Source organism: Nocardia sp. NPDC050408, assembly GCF_044458905.1.
Taxonomy (GTDB): Bacteria; Actinomycetota; Actinomycetes; order Mycobacteriales; family Mycobacteriaceae; genus Nocardia.
In genome coordinates, this window is record NZ_JBITIL010000014.1 from 23,971 (window position 1) to 44,095 (window position 20,125).

Here is a 20,125-nt window from a genome sequence, read left to right on the forward strand (position 1 = left end):
CTGCGGTATCGCCGCGGTGAGAGCGTGAATTGGGAGGAAAGAAAGGATGACGATGGACCACGGACTGCCCGATGATCACAGCGTGCGGGTTGCACTAGCGCTCGCGGTGCGGGCGCCGTCGGTACACAACACCCAACCATGGCGATGGCGGATCGCGGACCGCAGCGTCCACCTGTATCTGGATCCGACCCGGGCTTTGCCCCCTCCCGACCTCGACCAACGCGATCTCGTCTTGAGCTGTGGTGCCGCGCTGCATCATCTGCGCGTCGCGTTCGCCGCGCTCGGCTGGTCAGCAGTGGTGCGACGGCTGCCGAATCCGGCGCAACCGAACCATCTGGCATCGATCGAACCGGTGCGCCATCGGCGAACCCCGAATGAAATCGAGTTGAGCGCCGCCATCACCCGCAGACGAACCGATCGCAGGCTCTTCACTGAGAGGCCGGTGCCGCCCGGGTACCTCGGATTGGTCACCGAGCGCGCGGCGATCCTGGGGGCGACCGTGCGGCAGGTGACCGACCGGTCGCGCGACTACGTGGTCGAAGCGATGCGGGCCGCGGCGGAGCAGCACGCCGGAGAGCCAGAATACCGGTTCGAGCCGCCGGAATGGCGTGACGGACCGGCCACGGCCGCGGTGCCCGCACACGAATGCGACTTTGCCGAGCTGCTCGTAGTCGGCACCTCCGCCGACGATCTGCTCTCGCGATTGTGCGCGGGCGAGGCGTTGAGCGCGGTGCTGCTGACCGCGACGAATGTCGGGTTGGCCACCTGTCTGCTGACCGAACCGCTCGAGACACCGACACTGCGGGACCGTGTCCGTGCCGGCGTCCTGAACAATTACGGCTACCCCCAAGCCGTGATCAGAGTCGGCTGGGCACCGACGAGCGATGGACAGTTACCCCGCACACCTCGTCGGGCGGTCGAGGATGTGTTGGCTCCATCGACGGTAGGGGTCGCCGAGGCGACCGCCTGCTGACTGACGGACTTGGACTACTTCGGATCGGGCGATCGCTTTTCCGCCGTCTCCAGGCGTTTTTTCGCGGTCGCCAGGGCAGCCGCCAATCGGTCGCGTGCTTCTCGGGCAACCGCACGCAGCTCCGGCCGGTCGGTGTGGTGCAGGACCTCGCCGCACAGCAGCAACACCGGGTCGACCGCTTCGACGAGGGTGGTGTCGCCGTCAGTGCGCACTACGACGTTGCACGGCAGCAGCAGTCCGACCCGGGGATCGGCGATCAGCGCACGCTGCGCGAGGATCGGGTGGCAGGCGCCGAGAATCAGGTAGTCGTCCATCCGCACACCGAGCTTCGTCTGCAGCGTGGCGCGCACGTCGATCTCGGTCATAACGCCGAAACCCTGTTCGGCCAATGCCTTTCGCAGTTCCGAGACGGCGTCGGCGAACAGCGCTTGCACCCGCACAGCGAGGGTGGCGGCGATCGGCCGGCGGATCTCGGTCACGAGATCCCCGGTCCGCACAGCGGCGTCCAGCGCCACCAGATACACCTCGGTCGGTGGCCCCATCGGTTGATAGTCGGAGCATCGGATCCAGTCGTCCAACGCGCGGTACGCGTCACCGATGTGTCGATAGTCGCCGTGGTGCCTGGTGCTGGCGCACAGCCTCGGCTCGGGACGGCGCAAGCCGGCTTGTTCAGTGGTGCCGTCGAGTGCGCCGTCGGTCACTGGGAGACCGAAGTCCACCTCGGTGGTCATACCTGGTCCGAGCATACCCAGATACGTCGTCGACGGTGGTCCGGCCGGCGCGATTCCGGTGCGTTCGGCTAACTCGTAGAGTGCTCGCATCCCCTCCCGGATATCGTCGCCGGCAAAGTCGCCGCGCACCGAGCGGCGCAGTTCGAGCATGGTGGTGGTGTTCGATTCGACGACCTCGACCCGATATGACATCTCTGGCCTCAGGACCGGTGCGCGATATGGCCGAGTTCGGCGCGGGCGAGGCGGTCTGCCCAAGCCCGCGCGCGCTCCAACTCACCCGGCGTTACCGGGCCGAGGATGCCGTCGACGAGGAAGTCCACCGGTCGGTCGACGAGCTCATAACCCAGGCGCCGCAACCGTTTTCCGGCACCACGTGCGGCCGATCCCGGTAGCCAGGTGGGTTTCGCGGCCTTGGTGGCGAAGGCGGCGGCCCGGGAGCCCGGCGGCACCGGCAGTGCCGCGTCGAGCCATTCGCGCATGCCGATATCGACCGCGACCGGTGCCTCGGTCCGGCTCGCCGCGTCGCGCCGAGTCCGAGCCCGGCTCATCCCGAGGGCGTGTGTCGGGGCACCGACCACCAGCAGATCCACCGTCGGTTCGGGGCGCTGGGCAGCGGCGGCCACATCCAACACCTCCACCTCGCCGTATTCGCCCAATGCCGCTGCGATGGCCTTGGCGATGGCGGCGGTGTTGCCGAACATCGACTCGTAGACGACCCGGATCCGCATCTCGGTCTCCCTCTGCACTGATACCTGCGGAAACTTCTGCGCTCCCGACGCTACGGCCGCCCGACGGCCGCACACAGTGCCGAACCGACGCAGGCCGAGGGACTTTCGACCATCCCTTCCCGACTTGCCGATCGCGGCCGCGGCCTACCGGGCGTACGAAAACACGAGGTCGGTGGAGCCCGAACAGGGAACCTTTCCGCTCCGCTCTGGATCGCGACTCCCTCGCCTTCGTCGAAAAGCTCACCCGCACAACCGGAGTCCGCATCGATGAGGCCGACTACCTGCACCTGGCCTCCATCGATTTCCTCACCACGGCCGGATAGCGCAACAAACGGCAGCGGCCATCGGTCAAGACGAACCGACCTCGAGAAACTCGTCGAGTGGTCGTCGGGGCGTCGGGGCCGATTCGGTGTCCTCGGGTGCGATGCCGATGCGGACGATGACCTGGGGGAAGTCCCAGTGGGGGATCAGGTCGGTGATCACCGAGCGGCTGGCGGCGAGTTCAGTGATGTGGGTCAGAGCGCAGGTGGCCAAGCCGCGGGCGGTGCATTCGAGCAGCACCTCCGAGAGCGCCTCGCCGGTATGCAGCCACTGTGCCGGGGTATCGCCTAGGGTGCTGAGCACCACCAGCCGGGCCTTGTCCTCGAGCCCGTCTCGGCGGGCCGAATACGGCGTGGACGGGAAACTGCGTCCGACATCGACCCTGGCGGCCTCGGCATCCGATACCAGCGCGGCCGCGGGGACTCCTTCCTGGGCGTCGGAATGTCCGGCCCACCAATGCAATTCGGTCTGATACTCCATATCGTAACGGCGCAACGCCGTGGCATGTTCGGTGGCCGCGGCCAGTCGGTGCCTGCTGCTGTCGGCGATCTCGTCGACCGCCACATGATGTGGTCGCGCCAGTTCGCGCACAGCGCTGAGCACGTCGTGCCAGTTGTCCGGCGTCAACATCGGCAATCGATCGGTATGGCGCCGGTGGATGGCGCGCACCCGAGTGGCTGTCGTGTTCAGCGCACCGGGCCACGGCCGGAACTCCAGCGTGGCCAAAAGGCCCGGCAGACCGGGGTCGGGGAGGCGAGTGACCTCGGCGAACCAGCCCATCGACAGGAAGGCCAGGCGCGCATGGTCGAGCACCGCGCCGCAGCTGAGCACCAACTGCCTGCCGAGCGGATCCGCCGACTGCAGCAGTCGATCGGTATCGCTGCACAGTTGCAGTCGTGCGCCGTCGAACACCCAGCGCCACGGCTGGGTGTTATGCACCGAGGGGGCCCGGGAGGCGAGCTTTAGCGCCATCCGTACGGTCCGCAGATCGGGTGTGCTCGCACGATCACTTGCGTTCATATTCCGAGTCTCGCCTTCGGGACCCGACCGCCACGACGGGCATTGCGCACCTATCCGGGGGGCCATGGTCACCGCCGCACCGGCACACCACTGGCCTGATCTCGGTCTGGACGGGTGATCACCAGGCCACGTGGCGTCAGGGCGCACCGCGACAGCTGGAGCGCGAAGCACGCGGCATGTCGGTGGCGCTGGTCTGCGAGGCCATTGCGGTGCCGGGTTCGGGCTTGTACGCGCCCATCCGGTCCCCCTGATCAGGAGCGATTGTCATGGGATCTCGGACGTCCTCGTCATGCCGAGCACGATGAAGTTGCCCAGGCCGACGATCCGGTTATCGACAAAAGCGCCGAGCGCACAGGGCGCAGGATCGCGCACCGCGAGGGCGCGCGACATTCGGTAACTCGGTCGGACGCGGCACGAGAATTCGGAAGAGGCTGTTGTTCTCGGGCATCCCAGCGTGCAGATCCGCGACAGTGGCGGCATCGGCAGGGCCGAGCGGGCGGACGGTGATGTGTCGGTCGAGGTGATCATGCCGCGGTCTCCGAACCGAGTCGACTAGCGTTGGAGCGCTTCTCTGAACAGGGTCGGATCGGAATTGGGGCCGAAGGTCTCCAATTGAGGACCGAACAGCACTGAACGCCGGGCGTTCTGTGGGGTCCGCGCTCGAAGGATGGCGCCGCTAGGCGGTTTGGGTGACCATGACGGGGCAATGGGCGTGCTGCACAAGAAAATTGCATGTGGAGCCGAGCAACAGGCCGGCGCAGCCGCCCGCTGTCGGCTGCCGACCATGATCAGTTGCGCCGTTATCGGTCATATCATCGAGTGTCGTCGGGCGATACGCCAGCCGATGTGGGCCTTCAGGCCCGTACCCGAAAGTCCATCGTTACCGGCCGCCGACCGCGGCCGGTGGGTCGGACAGTTTGACGGCAGGTACGGCCTTTACAGAGGTACGCTCGGCGCGCTGTTTGATGCCGAGCAGCATCTTGCGCTCCATGACCCAACTACCCGGCTCCATGATGAACCGGCTGAGCATGCGAGTGGGCACCGCCGCCTCGGGCAGCGCGATCCGGTTACGGCTGACCAGCCGAGTGCCTTCGGCGCTCGAATAGAGCCCGAATGCCCACACCCAGTGCTTATCCTCCGAGGCGAACACCACTGCCCGTTCGGGTTCAACGATGGCTATCCGCATCCGTGGGCCGGTCTCACCGAGCACGAAAGTGTCACCGACGGCAAGGTTTTGGAACTGCGGAAGAATGGTGTCGGCGCTATGCATGTTCAGTCCGAGCAGGTTCTCGATCCAGTCGTAGGTGTAGGCGCCGCCCCGGCCGGGTCCCATCTGGACCAACCACGGCCAGATCCGCTCCGGAGCCGCGTCGACCGTAATGGACCTGGTGGCAACGATATCCGGGTCGGTGAGTAGGTCATCACCCGGCATCGCACGGGCGATTTCGTCAGCGCTGGAGCCCCAAGTGAGGCAACGATCACGCAGGACCACTTCATAGCTCACCGCCAACCCGACCAAGCATGTGCCGATTCCGATCGCGCAAGCTGTCATTGTCTTCATATCCCGTACGGTCCACCGAAACCAGTGGCGGGCACAGGGTCGTTCGGCAGCAGGGGCGACGACCTTGGTCCGCCGCAGCGGAACCGCTCGGCCGCGCACGCCGTCACCACCGGCGTTGCGCCGGGTGCGTCTACCCGGATCATGGGACCACCATCAGCCTTCGGCTCCGTCACCGCCGCTGCCGCCGCCTAACGACGCTTGCGCGGCGACACCCTGATCGGCGCGCTCATCTACCGGCTGGCCGACGAGTATCCGTGGCTGTGCGCCTGCGGAACACCACTCGCGGTACTTCCCGCGGACACCGGAGACTCGACAAAGGACCGCTACGTCGGCAATAAGGCCTTTCGGCCCTGATGTCGCGGGCGCCCGGACTGGAGGCTATGTCGCGTGACCGATATTCAGCCGGTACATCGCTTTGAACGGATGCAGTGCGAAGCCGAACCGATGGCCTGGACCATCGATCGGCTGTGTTCGGAATTCAGCGACAGGGTCTCCCGGGAACGGGTGATCGGTGTCGTCGACGGGTGTGCACGGGATCTTGCTGGAACCCCACCCGGCGCAATGCCGGAACTGTGTGAACGACTCGCCCGCCAGTGCTTGCTGGACGTACTCGAACCGACCGCCGTCTGACCTCGACACTGCTGAATTACGGCCCTTATTCACTTCCGCCCGCCGAACGGATAGTCGGTGCCATGGCTCTCACACACCAGGTAGAGCGAATCGCACGCGGAGCGCTGTACTGACGTTCCTGGCCGGAATGTTGGCGATCTGGGCTGCGGCGGGTGCGCTGGCGATGATATTCGGTCTCGTCGACTTCGGTCCGGCGATCGATAGCGCCTGCCGCTACACAGCCCAGTCCGCGGCGGAGTGGCGCTCTGTGTCATTGTCGGGGCCCCGATGGCAGCGACCGCCCTGCTTACCGCCCGCGGTGAACAACACGCGCCGTCGATCGCGATGACCTCCGGGGTGCTGCTGATCGGCGGGATTGTGATGCAACTGGCTGTTATTCGCCACACCAGATGGCTGCAACCGGTGTGCGTGCTGCTCGGCTCGTGCTCGGCTGGGCCGGGCGGCGACGATGATGTCCGTCGCTGACTGTGCCAACGAAGCCGACATACGCGGGCCGACCGGTGGTCGATGCTCCTGCCGGGGTCGGCCTCAGAATCGATGCGCGATCCGATCGGCCCCGGTATGTGCGAGGCGTTCGCCCCAAGCACGGGCGCATTCCAGCGCACCCTGGGCCAGTGGTCCGGTCACGCCGTCGACGAAGAAGTCCACCGGCTGGTCGACGAGTTCATAACCCAAGCGCCGCAATCGTTTACCGGCACTGCGGGCGGCTGAGCCCGGCAACCACGATGGCTTCACAGCCTTCGTGCCGAAGGCCGCGGCCTGGGTGCCCGCTACAACCGGCAGCGCCGTGTCGAGCCATTCCCGGATGCCGACCTCGATGGGGACCAGCGCGTCGGTCCGTTGCGCAGCATCGCGGCGGGTCCGGGCTCGGCTGAGCCCGAGCATATGTGTCGGCCCGCCCACCACCAACAGATCCGCAGCCGGCTGGGGCAGCTCCGCGGCGGCCGCCACGTTGAGCAGCTCCACTGTTGCGTACTCGCTCAGCCCCTGAGCGATGGCAGCGGCGATGGCGGCGGTGTTGCCGAACATCGATTCATAGATGACCCGCGCCAGCATTTCGGTCTCCTCCTGATATGAAACTGGGTGGAGGGTGAAATCGACGCTACGGGCGAACGGCGCCGTCGAACAGGGCCGAACCGACGCTTACTGGGGTACCTTCGGACATCCGAGGGGGTTCCCGATGACTCTCGGCCGTCGCGTCGGGGTCCACGGTGCACAGCGCTGGAACGGTTGCCGGCTTGGAACTTCGAGGCAGGTCGGTCAGGCCTCTGGTCAGGGCACGACCGTCGTCGATTGCGGCTGTGGCAGGCCCAGCGATTGCGCGATCATCGACGACCAGGCGCGGATAGCGCCCCAGTCGCGCAGATCGCCGTAGCGTCCGCCGCCCATGAGGCGGTAGAGCGTACGTGCCTGTAGCGAGACACCGGTGCGTTCGTAATGCCCGGCGAAGGCCCGATAGTCCCGCGGGGCGACCGACGCGACGAGGCCCGCGATCTTCTTCGGCACGGTGCCGCCGATCCATCGCCCGATTGGCCCGCGCAGTGCCGGACCGAGACCGACACTGAACATCCAGACATCAGTGTTGCGCAGGGCTTCGCGGTGGGTCCGAACGAAGGTCGTCGCGGCGGGCAGGAGGTCCCTATTGTGCACGGCGCTACCGAGGATGATCGCGCGGAAATGAGACAGGTCGGGCGCGTGTTCGATGTCGCTCAATTCCACATCGGCGCCACGAGCGCGGAAATCATCGGCGATGAACTCCGCAATATCACGAGTGGATCCCTCTGCGGTCGCGTACATGACCGCGATCCGGGGCGTATTCGATTCCATGCCCTCAGCGTGGTTCAATGCGGGGCTTACCGGTCAGAGTCGTGGTACCCGGGCTACCGGGACCAATGACCCATCGGAGGCAGTTTCGGCGCGGATCAGGCGACGGCAGTGCTGGGTCTCATAGAATTGTGGTTCGAAAGGCAGGTCGCATGTCCACCAACGGCAACTGGCTCGCCCGCAGCGCTGCGACCACCGTGCCCGGCTCGGTGGTGCTGATCGGGCGCGGTCTTTCTCTTCGAAGGCATTCTGAAGTTGCTGGGCCTGAGACGCTCGGCACCGGCCGGTTCGACAAGGCTGATATCTCGGCGGCGGATTCGTTGCAGCACTCGACGGAGTATTCGAAATCGGCTGCGGTGCATTGATTCCGGCTGGTCTGCTTACGCGGCTCGTGGCGATCCCGATGATCGTGGACATGATCGGCGCACTGCTGATCACCAAATTGCCCATCCTCTGAGGTACGGCCGCATTATTCACCGGCAAGTCCGGGTGGTGACCGCGATCCGAAAATGCTGTTCGTCGACTACAACCCGGGATTTCGTCCACGAATCCAGCGCCGACCTGGCCCAACTATGCGGAAGCGTGTTCTTGCTCATCGTCGGTGCGAGCGCCTCCTCGGCCGACGCCGCGCTGGGCCGGGGCACCGGAAGTCGTTGGTAGGTGTCATTCGGCGCGTGTGTCATTGGTACCCACAGGACAGGGCGATCGGCCCTGCCGACGCCGTGCGTGCGGGCGCACAGTGGTGCTACCTACCGAACCGATCCGCAGTCTGCCCCGGTTCGTGATGTCGAGGAGATGCCCGAGATGATGTATTGGTACGACCACGACCTCAATGGGTGGGACTACGCCGGGATGAGCGTCGGAATGGTGTTGTTCTGGGGTCTGCTGATCACCGCGTTCGTACTGGTGGTTCGCATGGTCACCCGCTCCGATCACCCCGCCTCGACCGGTCTGTCGCTGCGGACCGCCGAGCATCTGCTCGCGAAGCGCTTCGCGCGCGGCGAGATCGATGAGAAGGAATACGTGAGTCGGCTCGAAACGCTGCACGCGCATACCGCGCCGCGGGGGTCACGGCGGTGATGAACGGCCCTACCCAGGAGACGATCGGAGTCGCGATGTCAGTGATCGAACGAAACAGTGTGGGGGATCGGGTCGAAGCTTTGCCGGCTCGTCGGGCGATGGTGGGATCGGCATTGGCGGTCGTGCGGGCGGGGAAGTTGGAGTTCTTCTCCGGCAACGGTTTCGCCGATCTCGCCGCGCATCGGCCGATGACCGTGGATACGGTGGTGCGGGTCGCGTCGATCACCAAGACGTTCACCGCACTCGGGGTTATGCAGCTGGTGCAGCGGGGCCTGGTCGACCTCGATGTCCCGGTGGAGAAGTACCTGCGCGCCTTCCCACTCGTTCCCGCCGACCCCGCTTTTCGGCCCGCCACCGTGCGCCACTTGTTGACCCACACCGCAGGGATCGGCGAGACAGCGCATCCCGCACGGGTTTTGCGGCCGGACTTCGGTGAGAGCGTGGATCCGGGCACGCCGATCCCAGCGTTGGCGGACTACTACCGAGCCGGCTTGCGCCTGCGGGCCGAACCGGGCACTCGGTGGACCTACTCCAACCATGGGTTCGCCGCGCTCGGGCAGATCATTGCGGACGTCAGTGGAACCTCGTTGGCACAGTATCTGCGCGAGAACATCTTCCGACCACTCGGCATGACCGATACCGACCTGGAGCTCACGCCGAGTATGCGCGCACGCCTCGCGACGGGCTACCACCTGCGGGGCAGCGGACCACGCGCCATCACCCTTCGCGAGATGGTGACCGCTGGAGCCGCGTCGGCCTACTCGACGCCCCGCGACATGGCGCGCTATCTGGCAGCGCTCTCCGGCGGCGGGGCCAACGAATTCGGCGCGGTTGTCGAATCCAGCACGCTGGCGACGATGTTCGAGCCGCAGTATCAGCCGGATCGGCGGATACCGGGGATGGGTCTGGCTTTCTTCCGTGGCGTCGCGGGTAGTCATCGAATCGTCGAACATCAGGGCATACTGCCCGGGTTCGACTCCCAGATCTGGGTCGCGCCCGACGACGGGCTCGGGATCTTCGCAAGCACCAACGGCGCGCACCGTGCCATGCTGTGGCTACCCGCGGAGGTTTCCGAGTTGATGAATGATCTGCTGGGTGTGCGCGCCGACGCGATTCGAACCGATGCCGGTCACCATCCGGAGATCTGGAACGAGATCTGCGGCTACTACCGCCTGCCCGGCGCCCTCACTGATCTTCGTGCCCGTTCGATGATCGGCGCTGGGGTGCAGGTCCGGATCCATGCCGGGAGGCCCGTGCTGCGGCTCTTGACCCCCGTTCCGAGCTTGCTGCGCGGATTGCCGCTGCATCCTGACGACCCCAGCGATCCGTGGGTATTCCGGGTCGACCTCACCCGGTTCGGCATCGGTACGGGCCGGATCGTGTTCACGCGAGACTCGGCGGGCGACTCGATGCGCATGCATTTCGATCTGGTACCGATGACGCTGCTGCGCCGCGGCGACCGATAAACGAGGAATCAGCCGCGTGTGGCGCCGATGTCGGTCTGCACGGTCGCCGCGGCGCAGACACCGGATTGGGCTGCTGGTCGGGGCGGTTGGGTTGGCGAAAGCGGGCGAGCGCTGTGCTCCAGCCAGCGGCCCGCCATCGCCGTACGCCGATGGTGCGGTGTGATGCCGCGGCCGAGCAGGAGCCGTCGGTTCCCGGCATCCGCCCGATCGCCTGGATGTGTCGGGGGCATTCGGCTCCTCTCCACATGACCTCCGGCTCTTGATCGGGCCGACAAATCGCCCCAGCCTTGAGCTGTGAGCACAGGCGAGCAGGCCGCACAATTGATCGACGCGCGCCGATATGACGCGGTGATCTTCGATATGGACGGTGTGGTCACCGACAGCGCATCGATGCACGCCGCCGCGTGGACCGAACTGTTCGACCCCTTCGTGGCGTCTCGGCCCGCCGAGCCCGGGCAGGACCGCTCGCCATTCACCGCGGTGGACTACCAGCGCTTCGTCGACGGCAAGCCGAGATATAGCGGTGTGGCGGATTTCCTTACCGCACGCGGTATTTCGCTGCCCTGGGGGGATCCGTCCGATCCGGAGGACGCTGCCACGGTGTGCGGTCTCGGCAATCGGAAGGATCACCTTTTCCAGGATCGGCTGGCCCGCGACGGCGTTCCGGTCTTCGAGTCCACGGTCGCCTTGGTGCGTGAACTGCGGGACGCGGGGATCGGTACCGCGGTCTTCTCCGCCAGCCGCAACTGTGCCCAGGTGCTCGAGGCGGCCGGGATCGGGGACCTGTTCGCGGAACATGTCGACGGGGCCGTCGCCGAGAACCTCCGGCTGCCGGGAAAACCCGATCCGGCCATGCTGGTCGAGACGGCTCGGCGGCTCGGCGCGGATCCGGGCCGGACGGTCGTGGCCGAGGACGCCGAAGCGGGGGTGACGGCCGGGCGGCGCGGCGGTTTCGCGCTGGTGATAGGTATCGATCGAACCGGGCACGCCGATCAATTGCGTGCCCATGGGGCCGATGTCGTGGTTGCCGATCTGGCCGAGGTGCGGGTGCGCGCTGGGTTCCGACGCATGTCGGAGATTCCGGGTGCGCTGGAGTCATGGCCCCGGATATCTGCTCTGCTCGACACCGCGAATGTGGCCGTGCTGATGGACTTCGACGGAACGCTCGCCCAGATCGTGCCCGATCCGGATGCCGCCGTCCTGGTCGACGGCGTGGCGGCCGCGATTACCGAGCTCGCCGGTATCTGCCCGGTCGCGATCATCAGCGGTCGCGATCTCACGGACCTGCGCAAGCGGGTTGGTCTGGAGGGGATTTGGTATGCGGGCAGCCATGGTTTCGAATTGATCGATCCGGCCGGCGGTTACCACGTGCACGACGCGGCACCGACCGCCGAGCACGCCATTGCCGCTGCCGCGGATGAGCTGACCCGTCGAATGGCCGAAATGCCCGGAATTCTGGTGGAGCACAAGCGATTCGCCGTCGCAGTGCACTACCGCAACGCCGCACCCGGAGTGGTGGCCAGTGTGATCGGCGCCGTGCACGCGGTCGCGCAACAGTCCGGGCTTCGTATCTCCAACGGTCGCAAGGTAACCGAGTTGCGCCCCGATACGGACTGGGACAAGGGCCGGGCGCTGGACTGGATCCTCGATCAGCTCGCCCGCCCGGAGCTGCCGATCTACCTCGGCGACGATCTCACCGACGAGGACGCCTTCGATGCAGTCGCCGCACACGGGATCGGAATCGTCGTGCGCCACAGTGAGGATGGCGATCGCCGCACGGCCGCACGGTTCGCGGTGGACGGACCGGACCGGGTCAGGAAAGTCCTCGACCGGCTCGCCGGGACATTGCATCGCGAATCCGACGCGGACACCGCCGATGCCTGGACCCTGGCCTTCGACGGCTACGACCCCCAGACGGAGAAACTCCGAGAAGCACTCTGCACGCTCGGCAACGGATACGTCGCCACGCGCGGCGCGTCGCCGGAAGCACGGGCGGGGGAGCACCACTATCCCGGGACTTATGCGGCCGGCATCTACAACCGGCTCACCGACGAAATCGCCGGGCGGCAAGTCTCCAACGAGAGTCTGGTGAACCTGCCGAACTGGCTGCCGGTGTCGTTCCGGATCGAGGACGGCCCGTGGTTCGACCTCGACACCACCGAACTGCTGTTCTACCGGCAGGAACTGGACCTGCGCCGGGCCGTGTTCACCCGCCGCTTCCGGTTCCGCGACGCCGCGGGCCGGATCACCGCGGTCGAGCACCGGCGGGTGGTCGCTATGCACCGGCCCCATGTCTGCGCTCTGGAGACCACGGTTGTCGCCGAGAACTGGTCGGGGCGCCTGGTGATCCGTTCGGCCCTGGACGGAGCTGTCCGAAATGAGCTGGTGCAACGCTATCGGGGACTGTCCGGCGACCATCTCACCGATATGCAGGGGACAAAGCTGTCCGCTGATTCGGTGTTGCTGACGGTCCGGACCAGCCGGTCTGGAATTTCGGTGGCACTCGCGGCGCGCAGCAGGATCCTGCAGAACGGGGAAATCATCGACCGGGCAGGAGATTTCGTCGAACAAGATGGAGTGGTGGGACATGATTTCACCGTCGAGGTGGTCGGCGGGGCAGCGGTCACCCTGGAGAAGACGGTCACCATCTGCACCGGGCGTGATCACGCGACCTCGACGCCGGAGGAGGAGGTCGTGCGCTGGCTCAGCGCCGAGGGCGGATTCGGGCAACTGCTCGACGGTCATGTCGCGGCCTGGGAACGCCTGTGGGATCGGCTGTCCATCGAACTCGAAGATCGCAAGAACGCGGCCCGCGTGCTGCGCGTGCATCTGCTGCATCTACTGCAGACGCTCTCGCCCAATACCGCCGATCTCGACGTCGGTGTCCCCGCGCGCGGACTGCACGGTGAGGCGTACCGCGGACATGTGTTCTGGGATGAACTGTTCGTCTTCCCGGTGCTGAACCTGCGTTTTCCCGCCCTGACGCGATCGTTGCTCCGGTATCGCTACCGGCGACTACCCGAGGCGCGACGCGCGGCGCACGAAAACGGCCTGTCCGGAGCGATGTTCCCATGGCAGTCCGGCAGTGACGGGCGCGAGGAAAGCCAGCAAATGCATCTCAATCCACGCTCCGGACGGTGGAATCCCGACCCGAGCCAGCGAGCCAATCACATCGGCATCGCGATCGCCCACAACGTGTGGCAGTACTACCAGGTGACCGGCGACCGCGAGTTCCTGCGCGAATGTGGTACCGAGATGCTGGTGGAGATCGCCCGGTTCTGGTCCAGTATCGCCAGCTACGACACAACCCGGGACCGCTACCGAATCCGGGGTGTGATCGGACCGGACGAATTCCATTCTGGTTATCAGGCACGGCCTTTCGACGGAATCGACGACAACGCCTATACCAACATCATGGCGGTGTGGGTGATTCGTCGCGCTCTCGACGCGCTCGACCTGCTCGCGCCGCGCGAACGCACCGAACTGCTGGAAACCCTCGGTGTGGCGCCATCGGAACCACAGCATTGGGCCGACGTCAGCCGCCGCATATACGTGCCGTTCCATGGTGGCATCATCAGCCAGTTCGAGGGCTACGACCAACTGGCAGAACTGGATTGGGCACGGTACCGGCAGCGGTACGGCGATATCCAGCGACTGGACCGCATACTCGAGGCGGAGGGCGACGACATCAATCGCTACCGGGCCGCCAAGCAGGCCGACGTGCTGATGCTGTTCTATCTGCTGTCCTCCGACGAATTGCGGGAACTGCTGGGAGAACTCGGCTACGACCTGCCCGCATCGATGATCCCCTGCACCATCGACTACTACCTCGCCCGGACCTCACACGGATCGACACTGAGCAGCGTCGTCCATTCTTGGGTGCTGGCCCGCGCCAACCGGGAGCGAGCGATGGAATTCTTCGACAGTGTCCTCGAGTCCGATATCGGTGACATCCAGGGTGGCACCACCGCCGAGGGTATCCACCTCGCCGCGATGGCAGGCAGCATCGACTTGTTGCAACGCTGCTTCACCGGGCTCGAAACCCGTGCCGAGCGTTTGATATTCGCGCCGCACTGGCCGTCATCCCTCGGTGCGCTGACCTTCCCGATTACCTACCGCGGGCACCAACTGAGAATCCGAATCAGCGGCAGCGACGTCGAGGTCAGGTCGGAGCCGGGAAACTTGCCACCGATCGAGATCGAATGCCGCGGACAGATCGAACAGTTGGCTCCCGGCTGGACCTTCCGGGCTCGCGCCTAGCGGCCCCTGATTCGAACAGCACACTGTGGCAACGGAGGAGCCGATCATGCGGTGGTATCACGACTATCTGCGCTGGCTGTATCGCACCGGCCGTCCGAATCTGTTTGCGCGCGTACAGAATTGGCTCTCAGCCCGCGCTTTCGCGGCCGGAATCATGCCCCGCCGGGTCGCGGCGTTGGGGATCCGGGGGCGGCGCAGCGGTCGCCTCATCTGGTTTCCGATCGTGCTGACCGAATTCGACGGTCGGCGCTATGTGGTGTCGATGCTCGGTGTCGACGTCAACTGGGTGCGCAATCTGACCGCCGCGGGCGGCCGAGCCATCCTGCGGCACGGTCGCCGGGAATCGGTCCTGCTGGTGTCGGTCGATCCGGAAAGCCGGGCCCCGATCCTACGGCGCTACCTCCAACTCGCACCCGGCGCGCGACCGCACATCCCAGTACCACGCGATGCCCCGGTCGCCGCCTTCGAGCCTATCTCCCCGGACTATCCGGCATTCCGAATCGCCCCGGGCCAGTAGGCCCCGCACCGCGCCGCGCGACAGGACATCGGCCACAGGACGTCGTTGAGACCGTTCCGCGCGCTTGCCCGAGTGTCGGGGGCCAACGTCACCATCCCCGGTTACCTTGGCATCGGCCCGGCGGCACCCCACTGAGAAGAATTGCCGTTATAGCAGGCAGTTTCCCAGCCGGTGGCCGGGCCTCGGCGGCTGCCGGGGTAGGTGGCTGTGATGAGCGAATTGGGCCCGCTCGATTCGGGTTTCATGGAGATGGAAGACGCCGACCGGCACATCAGTCTCGGGATCGGCGCGGTTGCGATCATCGCCGGTCCGGTACCGACGCGCCAGGAGTTCACGGCCGCGATGGCTGGCAGCCTGGTGAGCGATAGTCGGCTCCGCCAGCGAGTACGCCGGACCGTCGCGGATCTCACCGCCCCGGTGTGGGAGGACGATCCAAATTTCGATCTGGCACATCACCTGCGGTGGACGGCGCTGCCGGAGCCCGGCGACGAGGCGGCGCTGCGCGAATTGGTCGCCGCCGAACTCGAGGAACGACTCGACCGAGACCACCCGCTGTGGCAGTGCATCGTCGTCGAGCATCTGGCAGCGGATCGCTGGGCGCTGATCATCAAAGCCCATCACACTATGGTGGACGGCGCGTCCGGCATCGGCCTGTTCGAGAGTCTCTGCGATCCGGAATCCAGCACGAGTGCGCCGCGCCTGAGCACCGGTACACGTCAACGGATCAACGCTTTCGGCTTGGCGGCCGAGGGCATTCGACTGTCGATGGCCATGCCAAGAATGGCCTTCGACATCACGCGGGCCCTGATTCCGGTCGTGTACGCCGCGGTAACGCCGACCGGCACATCCTCGTTCAACGGCCCGATCGGCCGACAGCGGCGCTACGCCGTCGCACGCACGTCACTGGCGGACATCGCGAAGATCCGGGCCGCATTCGGTGTGACTGTCAACGATGTCGCCCTCGCAGCCATCGCCTCGGCCTACCGCACCGTGCTGCACAAGCGCGGCGAGGAACCGACCGCCGATAAGATCCGCATTCTGGTGCCGGTGTCCATGCGTCGCGAGGACGCGAAATATGTTCTCGACAACCGAGTTTCGGCGATGCTGCCGTATCTGCCGGTCGAGATCTCCGATCCGGTCGAGCGGCTCACCGCCGTCCACCAGCGCATCGCACGACATCGATCACGCGGTGAGGCCGAAGCCGAGAAGTCCGTACTGTCGATGGCGGGTCGGCTCCCGTTCGCATTCGTCGCGTGGACCCTGCGGCTGGCCATGCATTACCCCCAGCACGGTGTCAGCGCGCTCGCCACGAATGTCCCCGGCCCGAGGCGGAAGTTATCGCTACAGGGCCGTGAGGTCCTGGAAATCCTGCCCTGTATCCCGATCGCCATGCGACTGCGCACCACCATCGCGATCCTCAGCTACACCGACCGGCTGACCTTCGGCATCACCGGTGACTACGACACCACCCCGGATATCGACCTGATCGCCGACGAAATCGAGCACGGAATCACAGAACTGCTGGACCGTGCCCGCGAACGAAACCAGAAGACGACTCTCGGCGATCGGCCGTCTTGACCAGATACGACCGGCAAGCCGTATGGGCATCTGGACCGTACCGCCAGCGTGACCCGTGTGCGCGTGGGTTGACCGACCGCATCATCGGACGTCGAGTCAGTGGTCTTGTAGCGATTGGATGGCTGCGCGGAGTTTGGTGGTGGCTTCGGCGGCGATGGGTTCGAGTTCGGGTTCGCCGGTGACCTGGACCATGAGGTCCGGGTTCATGGCTTCGACGATGATGGTCTCGGCGGCCGTGGGGTCGCTGCGGACGATCACGTTGCAGGGCAGTAGGAGTCCGATCTGGCGGTTCACGCCGACGGCGCGGTGAGCCAGGGGTGGGTTGCAGGCACCGAGGATTCGGTAGTTCTCCATATCCTGGCCGAGTTTGGCCTTCAGTGTGGCTTGCATGTCGATGTCGGTGAGGACGCCGAATCCCTGTTCGGACAGGGCTTTACGGGTCAGTTCAACGGCTTCGTCGAAGCTGGTGTGCAGTGTGGTCGAGAGGGCTAGGTTCATGATTGCGGTCTGCTTTCTGCCGGTTCGGTTGGGTGATGCGGTGTCGGGTGTGTGGCATTGCGCAGTTGGTCGCGGTGTCGGGAACGCCCAGGCGATGGAGCAGTAGTGTCGCCGGACACCATCCCATGGCGCTGTAGAACAGCAGGTTCGCGCCGACGATTCCGGTCAATATCAGCCACCATTGCGAGGCCACCGCGGCCAGCAGTGTGCTGACCAGTACGAACGTGCCTGCCAGCAGCGGCACGAGCCGCGCGATGGACCAGCCGCGCTGGCGAGTCGGTATGTGCATGATCTCCAATCGTGTGGGGACTCTTGGTTGTTCAGGCCAGGGCGAGGAAAAGCTTCTCCAGCTCGGCTTCGGTCATCGGCTCGGAACCGTCGGTGCTTTGTCCGGTGAGGCATTCGCGCAGTCCGGTGGCGACGATCTTGAATCCGGCCCGGTCGAGTGCGCGTGACACGGCGGCGAGTTGGGTGACGACGTCCTTGCAGTCGCGGCCCTGCTCGATCATGGAGATCACTCCGGCGAGTTGGCCGTGTGCGCGGCGCAGCCGGTTGAGTACCTGGGCGATAGTTTCTTCGTTGCCGACCATGGTGTTTCCCCTTTCGTTTGAATACCTCACTCAAGGATACCCGTGGGGGTATATGCGGGTCGGTGGGTGCGGTGCGCGGTGGAGGTGATTTCAGTGGTGGGCGAAGCTGATCGGGGGGAGTGCCTTGCGCAGCCAGTTCGGTGACCACCAGGCGCCGTGTCCGGTCAGCCGCAGTAGTACCGGCAGTAGCACCAGTCGTACCGCGGCCGCGTCGAGCAGGACCGCGACGCCGAGGATGATGCCCATCTCCTTCGGGGGCAGCGGCTCGGAGAGTGCGAAGGTGAAGAACACCGCGACCATTACCGCGGCGGCGGCGAAGATCACCCGTCCGGAGTGCGCCAGGCCGTCGACCTGGGCGGTCTTCGGGTCACCGGTGTGCTCGTAGTGTTCCTTGGCGGTGGCCAGCAGGAATACCGTGTAGTCCATCGCGATCGCGAAGATCATGGCGAAGAAGAACACCGGTCCCCACCCGTCGAGGAAGCCTTGCGGGGTGAAGCCGAGCAGTCCTGCGCCGTGTCCGTCCTGGAAGATCAGTTTCGCGACGCCGAAGGCCGCGGCGGTGGACAGCAGGCTGACCACGGTGCCGAGGGCGGCGATCACCGGTGCCTGCAGCGCGATCAGCAGCAGGGCAAAGCCGAGGACGAGGATGATCGCCACGATGATAGGGAAGTAGTCGTCGAGAGCTTGCTGCAGGTCGAGGTTCTCCGCGGGTGCGCCGCCGACCAGTGCGGCAGCGGGCAGCTCGTCACGCAATCGGTCGAGGATTCCGCCCATCCGCGGGTCCGATGGATCGACCTCGGGTAGTGCCTGCATCGTCGCTAGGCCGCTGTCGTCGAGTGCGAGCTGCGGCGGGGTGACCATGCTGATCCCGTCAACCCCTTTGGCGGCCTCGGCAGCCTGTGCGGCCTGGGTGGCCGGGGTGATGATCTGCAGCATGCCGGGTGCGCCCTCGCCCATCTGGGCTTGGATCAGTTCGTAGCCTTGGCGCACCGGCGCGTCAGTCGGCACGACCTGGATGGAGGGCATGGCTACTTTCAGTCCGAACACTGGGATCGACAGGGCGATCAGCACCGTGACCGCGCCGATCGCGAACGGCCACGGATGGTTGTGTAGCAGCCCACCCCACGCGGCGAACCGCGGCGAGCGATGCTGCTGACGCATGGCGTGCGGCAGCGCACCGGCATTGATCTTGCCGCCCAGCGCCCCCAACGCGGCGGGCAGCAGGGTCATGGTGGCCAGCAGCACGAAGAACACCGCGAACATGATCCCGACCGCCATCGTGCGCACCGCGGGCGCTGGGACGATCAGCACCGCCGACAAGCTGACCAGGACCGTCAGCCCGGACAGCGCAACCGCCTTGCCCGCGGTATTCATCGTTTCGGCAACCGCCGCGTCGGGGCTGGGGGCGGTGGTGCGTGCGTCACGGAATCGGGCGACGATGAACAGCGCGTAGTCGATACCGAGCGCCAAGGCGAACATCATCGCGAAGTTCATTGCCCACACCGAGATCGGGGTGAGGTGGTTGAGCAGTACCAGTCCACCGGCCGAGGCGACCAGCCCCGCCAGGGTGAGCAGCAGCGGCAGCCCGGCGGCGACGAGGGATCCGAACGCCAGCACCATGATCGCCAAAGTCACCGGCCAGGAAAACATTTCGGCCTTGATCATGGCGTCGTGGTTGGCCTTGTTGAAGTCGCTCCACAGCGCTGAGCTGCCCGTGGGATAGACCTCGATGCCGTTGCCGGACAAGGCGCTCAACGCGTCGGAGTGCTCGTCGACGGCCTTGACCATGTCATCGGTGGAGGCGTTCGCACCCGCAATGAAAATCCCGGTGTGCCCGTCCGGGGTGATCGAGGTCCCCGACTGTGGTGCGATCAGTTCACCGAAGCGCGCATCGCCGGTGAAGACCTCGGCGATCTCGCCGAGAACCCGCTGGACACCCGGACTCTCGATGGTCTCGTTATCGGAATGGACCACCACCTCCACCGCCTCCGAGGAGTTCCCGCCGAAATGCTGCTGCGCCAGCTCGCGCACCCGCACCGACTCCGACCCATCGGCCTGCCACCCCGCTCCCGCGAGCGAGGTGAACACACTCGGCGCGGCGGCGCCCAGGACGATCAACACCAGCAACCAGACACCGAACACGACCCGGGCATGCCTGGCCATCACGGATCCGAGCCTGCCCAGCATCCCGCCGGAGCTGCTCGGCCGTGCGGTGTCGCGAGCCGGGGAAACAACCACAGAGTCGGTCATCGCTATCTCCTTCATACCCCAGGGGGTATATTGACGTCAGACCCGAAGATACCCCCAGGGGTATATGAGAGTGAAGGGTGGCATTCGGCACAGCGCAT

The 20,125-nt window shown here is 65.9% G+C and carries 25 protein-coding genes; 11 read left to right on the forward strand and 14 right to left on the reverse strand.

Annotated elements, in window-relative coordinates; genetic code table 11:
* The first annotated feature begins 52 nt into the window (after window positions 1-52).
* Window positions 53-973, forward strand: coding sequence for an NAD(P)H nitroreductase (locus ACIBJI_RS30450; RefSeq protein ID WP_396959170.1), 921 nt, complete (start codon window positions 53-55; stop codon window positions 971-973).
* A gap of 14 nt (window positions 974-987) precedes the next feature.
* Here the strand turns inward: ACIBJI_RS30450 and ACIBJI_RS30455 are convergent, their stop codons facing one another.
* From ACIBJI_RS30455 to ACIBJI_RS30485, 7 genes are all read right to left on the reverse strand, one after another.
* A complete protein-coding gene (locus ACIBJI_RS30455; RefSeq protein WP_364348378.1) occupies window positions 988-1,896 on the reverse strand; it encodes a DUF302 domain-containing protein in 909 nt (302 codons plus the stop codon).
* Between the two features lie 8 nt (window positions 1,897-1,904).
* Entirely contained in the window at window positions 1,905-2,432 is a 528-nt protein-coding gene (locus tag ACIBJI_RS30460) for a flavodoxin domain-containing protein (RefSeq protein ID WP_364348375.1), read from the reverse strand.
* Window positions 2,433-2,780: 348 nt separating this feature from the next.
* Window positions 2,781-3,773 (reverse strand): Acg family FMN-binding oxidoreductase, encoded by a 993-nt coding sequence (locus tag ACIBJI_RS30465; protein WP_396959079.1) that lies wholly within the window; start codon window positions 3,771-3,773, stop codon window positions 2,781-2,783.
* A gap of 136 nt (window positions 3,774-3,909) precedes the next feature.
* On the reverse strand, window positions 3,910-4,041 hold the full coding sequence (locus tag ACIBJI_RS30470; RefSeq protein ID WP_397086862.1) for a hypothetical protein: 132 nt from the start codon (window positions 4,039-4,041) through the stop codon (window positions 3,910-3,912).
* Complete coding sequence (locus ACIBJI_RS30475) at window positions 4,038-4,301, reverse strand: hypothetical protein (protein WP_397086864.1); 264 nt, start codon at window positions 4,299-4,301, stop codon at window positions 4,038-4,040. The genes ACIBJI_RS30470 and ACIBJI_RS30475 overlap by 4 nt, the downstream gene beginning before the upstream one ends.
* A 148-nt stretch (window positions 4,302-4,449) precedes the next feature.
* Window positions 4,450-4,584 carry a universal stress protein gene (locus tag ACIBJI_RS30480; protein WP_364348366.1) on the reverse strand — a complete coding sequence of 45 codons (135 nt, stop codon included), beginning with the start codon at window positions 4,582-4,584 and terminating at the stop codon, window positions 4,450-4,452.
* A gap of 69 nt (window positions 4,585-4,653) precedes the next feature.
* Entirely contained in the window at window positions 4,654-5,334 is a 681-nt protein-coding gene (locus ACIBJI_RS30485; protein ID WP_364348363.1) for an SRPBCC family protein, read from the reverse strand.
* A gap of 198 nt (window positions 5,335-5,532) precedes the next feature.
* Here ACIBJI_RS30485 and ACIBJI_RS30490 point away from each other — a divergent pair, with 198 nt between their 5' ends.
* From ACIBJI_RS30490 to ACIBJI_RS30500, 3 genes are all read left to right on the forward strand, one after another.
* Window positions 5,533-5,688 carry a hypothetical protein gene (locus ACIBJI_RS30490; protein ID WP_364348360.1) on the forward strand — a complete coding sequence of 52 codons (156 nt, stop codon included), beginning with the start codon at window positions 5,533-5,535 and terminating at the stop codon, window positions 5,686-5,688.
* A gap of 33 nt (window positions 5,689-5,721) precedes the next feature.
* Window positions 5,722-5,964 (forward strand): hypothetical protein, encoded by a 243-nt coding sequence (locus ACIBJI_RS30495; RefSeq protein WP_364348357.1) that lies wholly within the window; start codon window positions 5,722-5,724, stop codon window positions 5,962-5,964.
* 267 nt (window positions 5,965-6,231) lie between these two features.
* Window positions 6,232-6,429, forward strand: a complete 198-nt coding sequence (locus ACIBJI_RS30500; protein ID WP_364348354.1) for a hypothetical protein — start codon at window positions 6,232-6,234, stop codon at window positions 6,427-6,429.
* A 63-nt stretch (window positions 6,430-6,492) separates the two neighbouring features.
* Here ACIBJI_RS30500 and ACIBJI_RS30505 read toward each other — a convergent pair whose 3' ends face one another.
* Complete coding sequence (locus ACIBJI_RS30505; protein ID WP_364348351.1) at window positions 6,493-7,020, reverse strand: flavodoxin domain-containing protein; 528 nt, start codon at window positions 7,018-7,020, stop codon at window positions 6,493-6,495.
* Window positions 7,021-7,236: 216 nt separating this feature from the next.
* The gene (locus ACIBJI_RS30510; RefSeq protein ID WP_364348348.1) at window positions 7,237-7,791 is read right to left on the reverse strand and encodes a flavodoxin domain-containing protein; all 555 of its coding nucleotides are present in this window, start codon (window positions 7,789-7,791) and stop codon (window positions 7,237-7,239) included.
* Window positions 7,792-7,940: 149 nt separating this feature from the next.
* On the opposite strand from ACIBJI_RS30510, the gene ACIBJI_RS30515 reads away from it, so the two are divergent.
* On the forward strand, window positions 7,941-8,153 hold the full coding sequence (locus ACIBJI_RS30515) for a hypothetical protein (RefSeq protein ID WP_364348345.1): 213 nt from the start codon (window positions 7,941-7,943) through the stop codon (window positions 8,151-8,153).
* Entirely contained in the window at window positions 8,150-8,245 is a 96-nt protein-coding gene (locus tag ACIBJI_RS30520; protein ID WP_364348342.1) for a hypothetical protein, read from the forward strand. The genes ACIBJI_RS30515 and ACIBJI_RS30520 overlap by 4 nt, the downstream gene beginning before the upstream one ends.
* Window positions 8,246-8,261: 16 nt before the next feature.
* On the opposite strand, the gene ACIBJI_RS30525 is transcribed toward ACIBJI_RS30520, so the two are convergent.
* Window positions 8,262-8,471, reverse strand: a complete 210-nt coding sequence (locus ACIBJI_RS30525; RefSeq protein WP_397086867.1) for a hypothetical protein — start codon at window positions 8,469-8,471, stop codon at window positions 8,262-8,264.
* A 112-nt stretch (window positions 8,472-8,583) separates the two neighbouring features.
* Here ACIBJI_RS30525 and ACIBJI_RS30530 point away from each other — a divergent pair, with 112 nt between their 5' ends.
* From ACIBJI_RS30530 to ACIBJI_RS30550, 5 genes are all read left to right on the forward strand, one after another.
* Window positions 8,584-8,868, forward strand: coding sequence for an SHOCT domain-containing protein (locus tag ACIBJI_RS30530; protein ID WP_396959089.1), 285 nt, complete (start codon window positions 8,584-8,586; stop codon window positions 8,866-8,868).
* A 35-nt stretch (window positions 8,869-8,903) separates the two neighbouring features.
* Window positions 8,904-10,334 (forward strand): serine hydrolase domain-containing protein, encoded by a 1,431-nt coding sequence (locus ACIBJI_RS30535; protein ID WP_364348338.1) that lies wholly within the window; start codon window positions 8,904-8,906, stop codon window positions 10,332-10,334.
* A gap of 294 nt (window positions 10,335-10,628) precedes the next feature.
* The gene (otsB, locus tag ACIBJI_RS30540; RefSeq protein WP_364348335.1) at window positions 10,629-14,594 is read left to right on the forward strand and encodes a trehalose-phosphatase; all 3,966 of its coding nucleotides are present in this window, start codon (window positions 10,629-10,631) and stop codon (window positions 14,592-14,594) included.
* A 46-nt stretch (window positions 14,595-14,640) separates the two neighbouring features.
* Complete coding sequence (locus tag ACIBJI_RS30545; RefSeq protein WP_397086870.1) at window positions 14,641-15,111, forward strand: nitroreductase family deazaflavin-dependent oxidoreductase; 471 nt, start codon at window positions 14,641-14,643, stop codon at window positions 15,109-15,111.
* Between the two features lie 210 nt (window positions 15,112-15,321).
* Entirely contained in the window at window positions 15,322-16,689 is a 1,368-nt protein-coding gene (locus ACIBJI_RS30550) for a wax ester/triacylglycerol synthase family O-acyltransferase (RefSeq protein ID WP_364348329.1), read from the forward strand.
* Window positions 16,690-16,785: 96 nt separating this feature from the next.
* On the opposite strand, the gene ACIBJI_RS30555 is transcribed toward ACIBJI_RS30550, so the two are convergent.
* The 4 genes from ACIBJI_RS30555 to ACIBJI_RS30570 form a co-directional block, all read right to left on the reverse strand.
* Window positions 16,786-17,187 carry a DUF302 domain-containing protein gene (locus ACIBJI_RS30555; RefSeq protein ID WP_396959096.1) on the reverse strand — a complete coding sequence of 134 codons (402 nt, stop codon included), beginning with the start codon at window positions 17,185-17,187 and terminating at the stop codon, window positions 16,786-16,788.
* On the reverse strand, window positions 17,135-17,476 hold the full coding sequence (locus tag ACIBJI_RS30560) for a DUF2892 domain-containing protein (RefSeq protein WP_396959172.1): 342 nt from the start codon (window positions 17,474-17,476) through the stop codon (window positions 17,135-17,137). The genes ACIBJI_RS30555 and ACIBJI_RS30560 overlap by 53 nt, the downstream gene beginning before the upstream one ends.
* A 31-nt stretch (window positions 17,477-17,507) precedes the next feature.
* Window positions 17,508-17,777 carry a metal-sensitive transcriptional regulator gene (locus ACIBJI_RS30565; RefSeq protein WP_364348323.1) on the reverse strand — a complete coding sequence of 90 codons (270 nt, stop codon included), beginning with the start codon at window positions 17,775-17,777 and terminating at the stop codon, window positions 17,508-17,510.
* A 90-nt stretch (window positions 17,778-17,867) separates the two neighbouring features.
* The gene (locus ACIBJI_RS30570) at window positions 17,868-20,027 is read right to left on the reverse strand and encodes an MMPL family transporter (protein WP_397086872.1); all 2,160 of its coding nucleotides are present in this window, start codon (window positions 20,025-20,027) and stop codon (window positions 17,868-17,870) included.
* Window positions 20,028-20,125: the final 98 nt, after the last annotated feature.

Excerpts from the sequence above, each read along its gene's own strand:
- ACIBJI_RS30450 (WP_396959170.1), top strand. The coding sequence starts at position 53 with ATGGACCACGGACTGCCCGATGATCACAGCGTGCGGGTTGCACTAGCG.
- ACIBJI_RS30455 (WP_364348378.1), bottom strand. The coding sequence starts at position 1,896 with ATGTCATATCGGGTCGAGGTCGTCGAATCGAACACCACCACCATGCTC.
- ACIBJI_RS30460 (WP_364348375.1), bottom strand. The coding sequence starts at position 2,432 with ATGCGGATCCGGGTCGTCTACGAGTCGATGTTCGGCAACACCGCCGCC.
- ACIBJI_RS30465 (WP_396959079.1), bottom strand. The coding sequence starts at position 3,773 with ATGAACGCAAGTGATCGTGCGAGCACACCCGATCTGCGGACCGTACGG.
- ACIBJI_RS30470 (WP_397086862.1), bottom strand. The coding sequence starts at position 4,041 with ATGACAATCGCTCCTGATCAGGGGGACCGGATGGGCGCGTACAAGCCC.
- ACIBJI_RS30475 (WP_397086864.1), bottom strand. The coding sequence starts at position 4,301 with ATGATCACCTCGACCGACACATCACCGTCCGCCCGCTCGGCCCTGCCG.
- ACIBJI_RS30480 (WP_364348366.1), bottom strand. The coding sequence starts at position 4,584 with ATGACCGATAACGGCGCAACTGATCATGGTCGGCAGCCGACAGCGGGC.
- ACIBJI_RS30485 (WP_364348363.1), bottom strand. The coding sequence starts at position 5,334 with ATGAAGACAATGACAGCTTGCGCGATCGGAATCGGCACATGCTTGGTC.
- ACIBJI_RS30500 (WP_364348354.1), top strand. The coding sequence starts at position 6,232 with ATGGCAGCGACCGCCCTGCTTACCGCCCGCGGTGAACAACACGCGCCG.
- ACIBJI_RS30505 (WP_364348351.1), bottom strand. The coding sequence starts at position 7,020 with ATGCTGGCGCGGGTCATCTATGAATCGATGTTCGGCAACACCGCCGCC.
- ACIBJI_RS30510 (WP_364348348.1), bottom strand. The coding sequence starts at position 7,791 with ATGGAATCGAATACGCCCCGGATCGCGGTCATGTACGCGACCGCAGAG.
- ACIBJI_RS30515 (WP_364348345.1), top strand. The coding sequence starts at position 7,941 with ATGTCCACCAACGGCAACTGGCTCGCCCGCAGCGCTGCGACCACCGTG.
- ACIBJI_RS30525 (WP_397086867.1), bottom strand. The coding sequence starts at position 8,471 with ATGACACACGCGCCGAATGACACCTACCAACGACTTCCGGTGCCCCGG.
- ACIBJI_RS30530 (WP_396959089.1), top strand. The coding sequence starts at position 8,584 with ATGCCCGAGATGATGTATTGGTACGACCACGACCTCAATGGGTGGGAC.
- ACIBJI_RS30535 (WP_364348338.1), top strand. The coding sequence starts at position 8,904 with ATGTCAGTGATCGAACGAAACAGTGTGGGGGATCGGGTCGAAGCTTTG.
- ACIBJI_RS30545 (WP_397086870.1), top strand. The coding sequence starts at position 14,641 with ATGCGGTGGTATCACGACTATCTGCGCTGGCTGTATCGCACCGGCCGT.
- ACIBJI_RS30550 (WP_364348329.1), top strand. The coding sequence starts at position 15,322 with ATGAGCGAATTGGGCCCGCTCGATTCGGGTTTCATGGAGATGGAAGAC.
- ACIBJI_RS30555 (WP_396959096.1), bottom strand. The coding sequence starts at position 17,187 with ATGAACCTAGCCCTCTCGACCACACTGCACACCAGCTTCGACGAAGCC.
- ACIBJI_RS30560 (WP_396959172.1), bottom strand. The coding sequence starts at position 17,476 with ATGCACATACCGACTCGCCAGCGCGGCTGGTCCATCGCGCGGCTCGTG.
- ACIBJI_RS30565 (WP_364348323.1), bottom strand. The coding sequence starts at position 17,777 with ATGGTCGGCAACGAAGAAACTATCGCCCAGGTACTCAACCGGCTGCGC.
- ACIBJI_RS30570 (WP_397086872.1), bottom strand. The coding sequence starts at position 20,027 with ATGACCGACTCTGTGGTTGTTTCCCCGGCTCGCGACACCGCACGGCCG.